The following is an 8,959-nucleotide window of genomic DNA, read 5'->3' on the forward strand; positions in this document are numbered from 1 at the left end:
GCACCGGTGATCATGTTCTTGATGTAGTCCGCGTGACCCGGGCAGTCGACGTGGGCGTAGTGACGGTCCTCGGTCTGGTACTCGACGTGCGCGATCGAGATGGTGATACCGCGCTGACGCTCCTCCGGGGCCTTGTCGATCTCGTCGAAAGGCGTGAAGGGGTTCAGGTCCGGGTACGCGTCGTGCAGCACCTTGGTGATCGCCGCGGTAAGGGTCGTCTTACCGTGGTCGACGTGACCGATGGTGCCGATGTTGACGTGCGGCTTAGTCCGCTCGAACTTCGCCTTCGCCACTGGGGTCCTCCTGTGGAGTGGTTCTGTACGCCTAGATACGTTCGGCGCCAGGGATCTTTGCTGGGAAGCCGCCCACCGGGGCATTCCGACATGGTTTGTTGCGGAATGCCCCGACAGCCGGTGTCAAGCCTAAAGCGTGTGCAACGCCCGTCGGGACGGGAGCTGGTTACTCGCCCTTGGCCTTCGCGATGATCTCCTCGGCGACGTTCCGCGGAACCTCGGCGTAGGAGTCGAACTGCATCGAGTAGCTTGCGCGACCCGAGGTCTTGCTGCGGAGGTCTCCGACGTAGCCGAACATCTCCGACAGCGGAACCAGGCCCTTGACGAGCTTGGCGCCGTGACGGTCCTCCATGGCCTGGATCTGGCCACGGCGGGAGTTGATGTCGCCGATGACGTCACCCATGTAGTCCTCGGGGGTGGTGACCTCGACCGACATCATCGGCTCGAGCAGAGCCGGCGATGCCTTGCGAGCACCCTCCTTGAACGCCATGGAACCGGCGATCTTGAACGCGAGCTCGGAGGAGTCGACGTCGTGGTAGGCACCGTCGAGCAGCGTCACCTTGACGCCGGTCAGCGGGTAGCCGGCCAGAACACCGAACTCCATGGCCTCCTGGCAACCCGCGTCCACGGACGGGATGTACTCCCGCGGGATACGGCCACCGGTGACCTTGTTCTCGAACTCGTAGCCGTCGCCCTCGAGGGGCTCGATCGCGATCTGCACCTTCGCGAACTGGCCGGAACCACCAGTCTGCTTCTTGTGCGTGTAGTCGATCCGCTCGACGGCCTTGCGGATCGTCTCGCGGTACGCGACCTGCGGCTTGCCGACGTTGGCCTCGACCTTGAACTCACGCTTCATACGGTCGACCAGCACGTCGAGGTGCAGCTCGCCCATACCCGCGATGATGGTCTGGCCCGTCTCCTCGTCCGTGTGGACCTGGAAGGACGGGTCCTCCTCGGCCAGACGCTGGATGGCGACACCCAGCTTCTCCTGGTCGCCCTTGGACTTGGGCTCAATGGCGACCTGGATGACCGGGGCCGGGAAGTCCATCGACTCGAGGATCACCGGGTTGGACGCGTCGCAGAGGGTCTCACCGGTGGTGGTCTGCTTCAGACCCATGACGGCGACGATGTCGCCGGCACCCACCGAGTCGATCTCCTCACGCTTGTTCGCGTGCATCCGGTAGATCTTGCCGATGCGCTCCTTCTTGCCCTTCACGGAGTTCTGCACCTGGGTGCCGGCCTCCATGCGGCCCGAGTAGACCCGGACGAAGGTGAGCTTGCCGAGGTGCGGGTCGCTCATGATCTTGAAGGCAAGGCCGGCGAACGGCTCGTCGTCGGACGGCTTGCGCTTCACGACCTCGTCGGGGTTGTTGACGGCGTGGCCCTCAACAGCCTCGATGTCCAGCGGCGACGGCAGGTAGCGGACCACGGCGTCGAGCAGGGGCTGAACGCCCTTGTTCTTGAACGCGGTACCACAGAACACCGGGGTGACGGTGACGGAGTCGCCGCCGCCACGCGAGGCGAGAGTGATGCGGCGGATGGCCGCCATCAGCTGCTCCTCGGTCGGCTCCTCGCCGCCCAGGTACAGCTCCATCATCTCGTCGTCGTTCTCGGCGACGCCCTCGAGGAGCTTGCCGCGCCATTCCTCGGCAGCCTCGATGTGGGTGTCCGGGATGTCGACGACGTCGTACATCTCACCCTTGGCGGCCTCGGCGGACCAGACAAGAGCCTTCATGCGGACCAGGTCCACAACGCCCTTGAAGTCCGCCTCGGTGCCGATCGGCAGCTGCATGACCAGCGGAACCGCGCCCAGGCGGTCGACGATCATGTCGACGCAGCGGTGGAACTCGGCACCCGTGCGGTCGAGCTTGTTGACGAAGCAGATACGCGGCACGCCGTAGCGGTCCGCCTGACGCCAGACAGTCTCGGACTGGGGCTCGACACCGGCAACGCCGTCGAACACCGTCACGGCACCGTCGAGCACGCGCAGGGAGCGCTCCACCTCGACGGTGAAGTCGACGTGACCCGGGGTGTCGATGATGTTGATGGTGTGGTCGACGTTGTCGAGCGGCCAGTGGCAGGTGGTGGCAGCGGACGTGATCGTGATGCCACGCTCCTGCTCCTGCTCCATCCAGTCCATCGTGGCAGCGCCGTCGTGGACCTCACCGATCTTGTACGAAACACCGGTGTAGAACAGGATCCGCTCGGTGGTGGTCGTCTTGCCCGCGTCGATGTGGGCCATGATCCCGATGTTGCGGACCTTGGCCAGGTCAAGCGAAGTGGTGGCCATATGGCTCAGTCTTCTCTCGGTTCTCGATGGGGGTAGCGACTACCAGCGGTAGTGCGCGAAGGCCTTGTTGGACTCGGCCATCTTGTGCGTGTCCTCACGCTTCTTGACCGAGGCGCCGAGACCGTTCGAGGCGTCCAGCAGCTCGTTCATGAGGCGCTCGGTCATGGTCTTCTCGCGACGGGCGCGGGAGTAACCGACCAGCCAGCGCAGCGCCAGGGTGGAGGCGCGGCCCGGACGGACCTCGACCGGCACCTGGTAGGTGGCGCCACCGACACGGCGGGACTTGACCTCGAGAGCCGGCTTGACGTTCTCGAGAGCGCGCTTGAGGGTGATGACCGGGTCGTTACCGGTCTTCTCGCGCAGACCCTCCATGGCGCCGTACACGATGCGCTCGGCGGTGGAGCGCTTGCCGTGCAGGAGGATCTTGTTGATCAGCGACGTCACCAGAGGGGAGCCGTAAACCGGGTCGATGATGACCGGGCGCTTCGGGGCGGGGCCCTTACGAGGCATTCTTACTTCTCCTTCTTGGCGCCGTAGCGGCTGCGAGCCTGCTTACGGTTCTTGACGCCCTGCGTGTCGAGGGAACCGCGGATGATCTTGTAGCGAACACCCGGCAGGTCCTTCACACGGCCACCGCGGACGAGCACGATGGAGTGCTCCTGCAGGTTGTGGCCCTCACCCGGAATGTAAGCGGTGACCTCGATGCCGGAGGTCAGGCGCACACGCGCGACCTTACGGAGCGCCGAGTTCGGCTTCTTCGGGGTGGTCGTGAACACACGCGTGCAGACGCCACGACGCTGGGGCGAACCCTCGAGTGCGGGCGTCTTGTTCTTCTCGACCTTGTCCTGCCGGCCCTTCCGGACCAGCTGCTGGATCGTAGGCACCGTTTCTCCGGTTTCTGTGATCTCGATAAAACTAACCTGGGCGTCACCGCCGACCCACGCGGTCGGGCGTGTCGAAGGCTGCAGACCCCGCCGGAGGGCGGAATCAGCGCAGATTTCGGTGTTTCCGGCCGCTGGGTCCGTCCGGCTCCGGGCCTCTCACACGGTCTGAAGGCACGCGCGAGAGCCCAGGGACACCCCAGGCACAAGGTCAGAGCGTACCTACAGCATGGGCTGCGGTCAAAACAAATGCACACGCGGAGGACACCCCGATGTGCTGCATATGTCGCAGATCAGAGCGGACGTACGGGCCCTGCCGGGGCCGCTCCCGGCGGGACTACCGGCCGGCCGATACACCCCGATGGACGCTGGGGGTGCCCTCCGTACGGGCCCCGCTGACCGAGAGGATCATCTCGGCCATCTCGACGAACTGCCGGCGGTGGCTGTCGGGCACGCCGAGCATCTGCGCGGCCTCCGCCGGGGTCACCCGGCCGTCGTCCTCCCGGCCCCGGGCGCCCTCACCCGCGCCCGTACGCCCCGCGCCCGGCAGCGGCAGGTCCTCCGCCGTCACCTTGCCGGACTGGATCAGCATGTCGCGCAGCGAGACGCCGAGCACGCGCGCGAGGGCGCGCATGGTCTCCAGGTCGGGCAGGCTCTGCCGCTGCAGCAGCCGGGTGACCGCCGCACGGTGCACACCGGCGTCCTCCGCCAGCCGTGACCTGCCTCCGCCACGCGGACTGTCGATGTCATAGCCGCGTTCGCGCATCAGACCTTCGACCCAGCCCGCGAAACGCTCCATATCCGAGCCCTTTTCGCCCATAGCACTGCTCCCTCCGCACTCCCTCCGCGCCACCGAGCCTACCGTCCGATCGCGCACGCAATAAACAGAATGAAGTGCGCGGGCGCAACCCGCCACCCCGCCATGGCAAATTCCGGCTTTTCCTTACTGGTCAGCGCGTTTACAGGTCGCCCGGTATGTGGGGTGGAACACATGATCGGTATTTGTTGCGCTCGCGCACGCACTCTGTCTACTGTTGATTGCGCCACCGCAACATGACGCACTGTGGTCACGGCGGCCACGGTGGCACCTCCCATCACGCACGCACCGCACCGCACGCCGCCGCCGCCGCTTCACCCTGCCCTGCCCTGCCCTGCCCCGCTCCGCCCTGCCCTGCCCTGCCCTGCCTTCCCCTGCCCCGAGAGGGGACTCCACCCCGAGAGGGGACCCGAACCCGCCCATGCCCGAAACCGCGCTCCGCGCCCCCGTCACCGCCTACCCCCACCCCACCGCCACCCGCCGCCCCGTCGACTGGCGCTCCCACGCCGCCTGCGTCGGCCTCCCGGACGCGGCGGTCTTCGCCCGCCGCCCCAAGGACGCCCTCCCCGCCCTGCGGGCCTGCGCCGGCTGCCCCGTCCCCCGCTACTGCCTGGAGGCGGTGGCGCCGAGGGAGAGCTGGTTCGACGGGGTGTGCGGGGGCCGTCTGTGGCGCAACGGCAAGGAGGCCCGGATCCCCGACGCGCTGGCGGCGGAGGCGGGCCTTCCCACCGCCACCTCACCCATGCGGTCCCCGTACCCGCATCCGTCCCCGTCACCGTCACCGTTGGAGCTGTCATGACCACCGGGAGCCGTCCCGACCGCGCCGCCGTATGGCTGGGCATCCTGCTCCGCCAGTTCCCCGAGCTGGCCCGGGAGCTCGCCCCGAGCCGCACCGCCCGCCCCTCCGGAGGCGGACGCCCCACCCGTACGGCCCCGGCGGCGCCTATCCGCCTGTTCGTCTCCGACACCATCCGTGACATCACCGACGGAGTGGTGGAGCTGGAGGAGGCGGTCTGCGAGAAGCTCGGCCTCCCCCGCCCGGGCCGGGCCGGGGTGGAGCAGCGGCTGGTCCGGCTGATCGCCCTGCTGGACGACGTCGCCGAGCGCCCCGACCCGGTGCTCGCCGAGCACGTACGGGCCGAGGCCCGCCGGATGGCGCGGCGCTGCTCCCTCGCGCTGGGCGACGCCGAGACGCCCGTACGCGTACGCGGCCGCTGCCCGCACTGCGACTCGGTCTCCCTGCGCGTCTTCCCCCACCGCGAGATGGTCCTCTGCGTCAACCCCGGCTGCCGCTGCGCGGACCCCGCCTGCGCCTGCCGTACGGACCGCGGCCACCGGCACGCCTGGGCGCGCGCCGAGTGGGCGCGGCTGGCGGAGGCGACGGAGGGCGACCTGGCGGAGATGGCCGCGGCACAGGACGAGGACGGATACGAGGACGGACACGAGGAGGGCTCGGAGGGATGACGACGACTCTGGTGACGGCGCGGCTGGCCGCCGAGGAGGTGGCGGTGGTGCCGGACACCATCCGCAAGTGGGTCCAGCTGGGTCATCTGACCCCGGCGGGCCGCCGGGGCAGGGCGAACCTCTTCCGGTTGGAGGACGTCTTCGCGGCGGAGCGCGTCACGCGCCGGGCGCACGAGCGACGGGAGGGGCGCACGGCGCCCCCTGTATAAAGCCCCCCATATAAAGAGGAGTACTCAGCGCTGTGCCCCGTGGCTTCGACCGAGCCACGGGGCACAGCGCTGTGTCACTGTCGACCGTCAGACGTCGGTCATGTCGTAAGAACCGATGCGGTACACCTGAGCGCCGGCGGCGTCCTTGCGCTTCTGGCCCACGGCCTCGATGGCTTCCTGCCAACCGTTGACGAAGCCGCTCACCTCGGCCTCCTCGACGGTCTTCCCGGCTATCTTGCCGACGACGGCGGTCAGCGCCCGGGCGACCTCGTCGGTGAAGAGCCCCGACCGCCCCGACTCGGCGGCGACCTCGACGGTGGCTGCCACGACGTCCGTGAGCAGATCACTGCGCGCGCTCACCACGTGGTCCCCCCGCAGACCACGATTTGCTCGCTCATGCCACCCCCAGGTGCTTCCGCCGACTCATTTGCCCTTCCGTAACACCTCCTGAGCATCTGTCGTGACATGGCCAGGAGTGTGCGCGATCGCCCATTAATCTATCCCGACGGTCTGACACCTCGTCCCCTCAGCATCGGACCTCGCGATATCTCCCGGAGGGCTTCCGGCCGAACATAAGATCAGTCCCAAGTGTGACGTGTGCGACGCACTGGCCGGTAGGGGATTAAGGGGACGGGTGGGGACAGCCATGTGGGGACGGAGACGAGCGCAGCGGGCCTACGACGGGATGCTGGCGGGGGCTCACGAGGCCTTGTCCAGCCTGCTGGAGGTGGCGGACGAGACCCATGGGCTGCTCCAGGACGCCTACGAGGACCTGCGTGCCGCGCACGGCCGGATCGAGGAACTGCTCGACCGGGGCGACGGCCTCCCGGCGAAATCGGTCCGCGCGGAGCTGTCCGGTGCCGAGCGGCTCTGGTACGACCACGAGCGCCTGGTCACCGGGTACGAGGAGATCCGCGCGCCCTGGCACGACGGCGTCGAGCACGCCGGCATCGACGACGTGAACACGGCGGCCGAGACCTTCTCGGCGTACCTGGAGGAGACCATCCCCCTGGTCAAGGACGTGGCCTCCCTCATCGACACCCTCGGGACCCTCCACCGGAACCTCCTGGACCTCCACGACAAGCTGGCCCCGATCCAGCAGCGCACCCACGCCGCCTTCGCCGCCGCCTCCGCCGACCTCGCCTGGGCCGGCCCCGAGGCCCACGGCAGATTCGCCCTGGAGGCCCGCCTCCACTCCCTCGGCGACCACCTCCACGAACTGGACGCGGGCCGCGTGGAACTCCAGCCGGGCCGGACGGTGACGGACTGGTACCGCGAGGTCGAAGCCGGCATCGCCGAGATCCGCGACGCGACGGTGCGGCTGGGGCGGTGAGCCGAGGGTGCTCAATGTGTCCGTGGGCGGGTTCACCGGCGGAACTGTCTGGCTCCTGATCGCGGCGGGCCTGGCGGTGGGCGACCTGCTCGCCCACCGGAGGCGGGTCACCACAAGGGCCGTGTGCCGGCACGTGGTCGACGAGCCCAAGGGAATCGTCAAGCACTCCCTTGAGCGGGTCCCGCTGGCCGGCGAGGGGAAACTCGTGGTCCTGCGCACGAAGGGACCGAGCGTCGGGGCAGGCAGGGCCGTCACCATCTCGTACGACCCGAAGCGCGACCACGAGGTATTCCTCGCGGACCGCCACCCGCGGATGACAGGCCGACCCGTCATCGTGGCGGCCATCGGAGTCGTGCAGATCGCCATCGGCATCGCCCTGTGACCCCGCTGCCCGTCGGCAAAGGAACCGATGACGGCCTCACACCTGCTTCCTGGCGAGGGTGTGGACGGCGGCCGGACCGGCGATCATGCGGCTGGCGCAGCGAGCCCGCCTGATCCATCGGGCGCACGCGGAACCGGGCTGGTTCCTGTGCCCGCAGCCCTCGCCATGACACACGAGGCACCCGGGCCGAGGCGCACACGCGCTACACGGCCCAGCCCGCCCTCGACCGGCCCGATGGCGCGATCGTCGCCACCGTCGACGCGGACCGCTGGAAGGGCAGCCTGTCCGGGTCCTGGACCTGAGCCCACCGCCCCCCCCCGACCACGCCTGATTGCGAGCTCGAAACTTCTTGTTGCGCGCGCGCGCGATCTCGTTCACAATAGATGCAGCGGCGGAGCTGTGCCCACGACAAGGGCGCGGCCCGCCGCTTCGCGTTGAGCGGCCGGCGACGACCACTCCCGCGTGCCGCATGACAACGGCCCCCGTCCCCGAAAAGGGACGGGGGCCGTTTGCGTGGCCCCGAACACGACCGACGCGCGCCGCGCCGCTCGACGCGAATCCCACCCGCCAACCGCCCAGAAAAGAAAGGGGGGCAATCACAGAAATGGCCAATACCGCCAAGGCCCTGCTCGCCGAAGCCGCCGAGCACATCGGCTACAAGGAAGGCCCGAACAACGACAACATGTTCGGCCGTTGGTACCCCATGAACAACGAGCCGTGGTGCGCGATGTTCGTGTCGTACTGCGCCTGGAAGACCGGCAACGACGACATCATCCCGAAGTTCGCCTACTGCCCCAACGGCGTCGCCTGGTTCAAGGCGCGCGACCAGTGGAACCGGACTCCTTCCGTCGGCGCGATCGTGTTCTACGGCACCGAGGGCCAGGACCACGTCGAGATGGTCGAGTCGTTCACCGACTCCGAGATCGTCACCATCGGCGGCAACACCAACAACGACGGTTCGTCGAACGGCGACGGCGTCTACCGCCGCCGCATCAGCCGCACCAGCCCCCGCACCTACGGCTACGGCCACCCCACCTACAAGAATGATGAGGACCTCGACATGCCCAAGCGCGTGAGCCTTGCCCGTAAGACCGAACTCGCCCTGAAGCGCAACACCGTTACGCACATCCCGTTCGACGACGAGTACTCCGACGGTGGCGACCAGCACCCGGACAAGGGTGGCCCGGCCTTCATCACCGGCAACTCCGACTACATCGCGACCGCCGCTGCCACCATCTCCGGCATCGCCCCCGGCATCACCATCCAGACCCGCTTCCTCGAGCTCAACGC

Annotated in this window: 12 protein-coding genes; 6 read left to right on the forward strand and 6 right to left on the reverse strand. The window is 68.3% G+C overall.

Annotated elements, in window-relative coordinates; genetic code table 11:
- The 5 genes from IE096_RS30940 to IE096_RS30960 all read right to left on the reverse strand — a co-directional run.
- Positions 1 to 293: GTP-binding protein (locus tag IE096_RS30940; RefSeq protein ID WP_189457423.1), on the reverse strand; the 293-nt coding region annotated here is incomplete at its 3' end.
- Between the two features lie 166 nt (positions 294 to 459).
- The gene (gene fusA, locus IE096_RS30945) at positions 460 to 2,583 is read right to left on the reverse strand and encodes an elongation factor G (RefSeq protein WP_189457425.1); all 2,124 of its coding nucleotides are present in this window, start codon (positions 2,581 to 2,583) and stop codon (positions 460 to 462) included.
- A 39-nt stretch (positions 2,584 to 2,622) separates the two neighbouring features.
- Positions 2,623 to 3,093, reverse strand: coding sequence for a 30S ribosomal protein S7 (rpsG, locus tag IE096_RS30950; RefSeq protein WP_004950419.1), 471 nt, complete (start codon positions 3,091 to 3,093; stop codon positions 2,623 to 2,625).
- A 2-nt stretch (positions 3,094 to 3,095) separates the two neighbouring features.
- Positions 3,096 to 3,467: a 30S ribosomal protein S12 gene (gene rpsL / locus IE096_RS30955; protein WP_003948652.1), complete on the reverse strand. Its 372-nt coding sequence runs from the start codon at positions 3,465 to 3,467 to the stop codon at positions 3,096 to 3,098.
- 334 nt (positions 3,468 to 3,801) lie between these two features.
- Positions 3,802 to 4,263, reverse strand: a complete 462-nt coding sequence (locus tag IE096_RS30960) for a helix-turn-helix transcriptional regulator (protein WP_373298229.1) — start codon at positions 4,261 to 4,263, stop codon at positions 3,802 to 3,804.
- 439 nt (positions 4,264 to 4,702) lie between these two features.
- On the opposite strand from IE096_RS30960, the gene IE096_RS30965 reads away from it, so the two are divergent.
- Genes IE096_RS30965 through IE096_RS30975 form a run of 3 tightly spaced genes read left to right on the forward strand, consistent with a single transcriptional unit; the run spans position 4,703 to position 5,954 of the window.
- On the forward strand, positions 4,703 to 5,080 hold the full coding sequence (locus IE096_RS30965; protein ID WP_189457430.1) for a WhiB family transcriptional regulator: 378 nt from the start codon (positions 4,703 to 4,705) through the stop codon (positions 5,078 to 5,080).
- On the forward strand, positions 5,077 to 5,745 hold the full coding sequence (locus tag IE096_RS30970) for a hypothetical protein (protein ID WP_189457433.1): 669 nt from the start codon (positions 5,077 to 5,079) through the stop codon (positions 5,743 to 5,745). Before IE096_RS30965 ends, IE096_RS30970 begins: the two co-directional genes overlap by 4 nt.
- Positions 5,742 to 5,954, forward strand: a complete 213-nt coding sequence (locus IE096_RS30975; RefSeq protein ID WP_189457437.1) for a hypothetical protein — start codon at positions 5,742 to 5,744, stop codon at positions 5,952 to 5,954. Before IE096_RS30970 ends, IE096_RS30975 begins: the two co-directional genes overlap by 4 nt.
- Positions 5,955 to 6,041: 87 nt before the next feature.
- On the opposite strand, the gene IE096_RS30980 is transcribed toward IE096_RS30975, so the two are convergent.
- Positions 6,042 to 6,314 carry a hypothetical protein gene (locus IE096_RS30980; protein ID WP_229820770.1) on the reverse strand — a complete coding sequence of 91 codons (273 nt, stop codon included), beginning with the start codon at positions 6,312 to 6,314 and terminating at the stop codon, positions 6,042 to 6,044.
- 349 nt (positions 6,315 to 6,663) lie between these two features.
- Here IE096_RS30980 and IE096_RS30985 point away from each other — a divergent pair, with 349 nt between their 5' ends.
- The 3 genes from IE096_RS30985 to IE096_RS30995 form a co-directional block, all read left to right on the forward strand.
- Entirely contained in the window at positions 6,664 to 7,287 is a 624-nt protein-coding gene (locus tag IE096_RS30985; RefSeq protein WP_189457439.1) for a hypothetical protein, read from the forward strand.
- A gap of 22 nt (positions 7,288 to 7,309) precedes the next feature.
- Complete coding sequence (locus IE096_RS30990; protein ID WP_189457441.1) at positions 7,310 to 7,669, forward strand: hypothetical protein; 360 nt, start codon at positions 7,310 to 7,312, stop codon at positions 7,667 to 7,669.
- 604 nt (positions 7,670 to 8,273) lie between these two features.
- Positions 8,274 to 8,959, forward strand: a 686-nt coding sequence (locus IE096_RS30995; RefSeq protein WP_189457445.1) for a CHAP domain-containing protein, incomplete at its 3' end; no start/stop codon positions are given.

Source organism: Streptomyces abikoensis, from assembly GCF_014648775.1.
Taxonomy (GTDB): domain Bacteria; phylum Actinomycetota; class Actinomycetes; order Streptomycetales; family Streptomycetaceae; genus Streptomyces; species Streptomyces abikoensis.

Excerpts from the sequence above, each read along its gene's own strand:
- fusA (WP_189457425.1), bottom strand. The coding sequence starts at position 2,583 with ATGGCCACCACTTCGCTTGACCTGGCCAAGGTCCGCAACATCGGGATC.
- rpsG (WP_004950419.1), bottom strand. The coding sequence starts at position 3,093 with ATGCCTCGTAAGGGCCCCGCCCCGAAGCGCCCGGTCATCATCGACCCG.
- IE096_RS30960 (WP_373298229.1), bottom strand. The coding sequence starts at position 4,263 with ATGGAGCGTTTCGCGGGCTGGGTCGAAGGTCTGATGCGCGAACGCGGC.
- IE096_RS30965 (WP_189457430.1), top strand. The coding sequence starts at position 4,703 with ATGCCCGAAACCGCGCTCCGCGCCCCCGTCACCGCCTACCCCCACCCC.
- IE096_RS30970 (WP_189457433.1), top strand. The coding sequence starts at position 5,077 with ATGACCACCGGGAGCCGTCCCGACCGCGCCGCCGTATGGCTGGGCATC.
- IE096_RS30975 (WP_189457437.1), top strand. The coding sequence starts at position 5,742 with ATGACGACGACTCTGGTGACGGCGCGGCTGGCCGCCGAGGAGGTGGCG.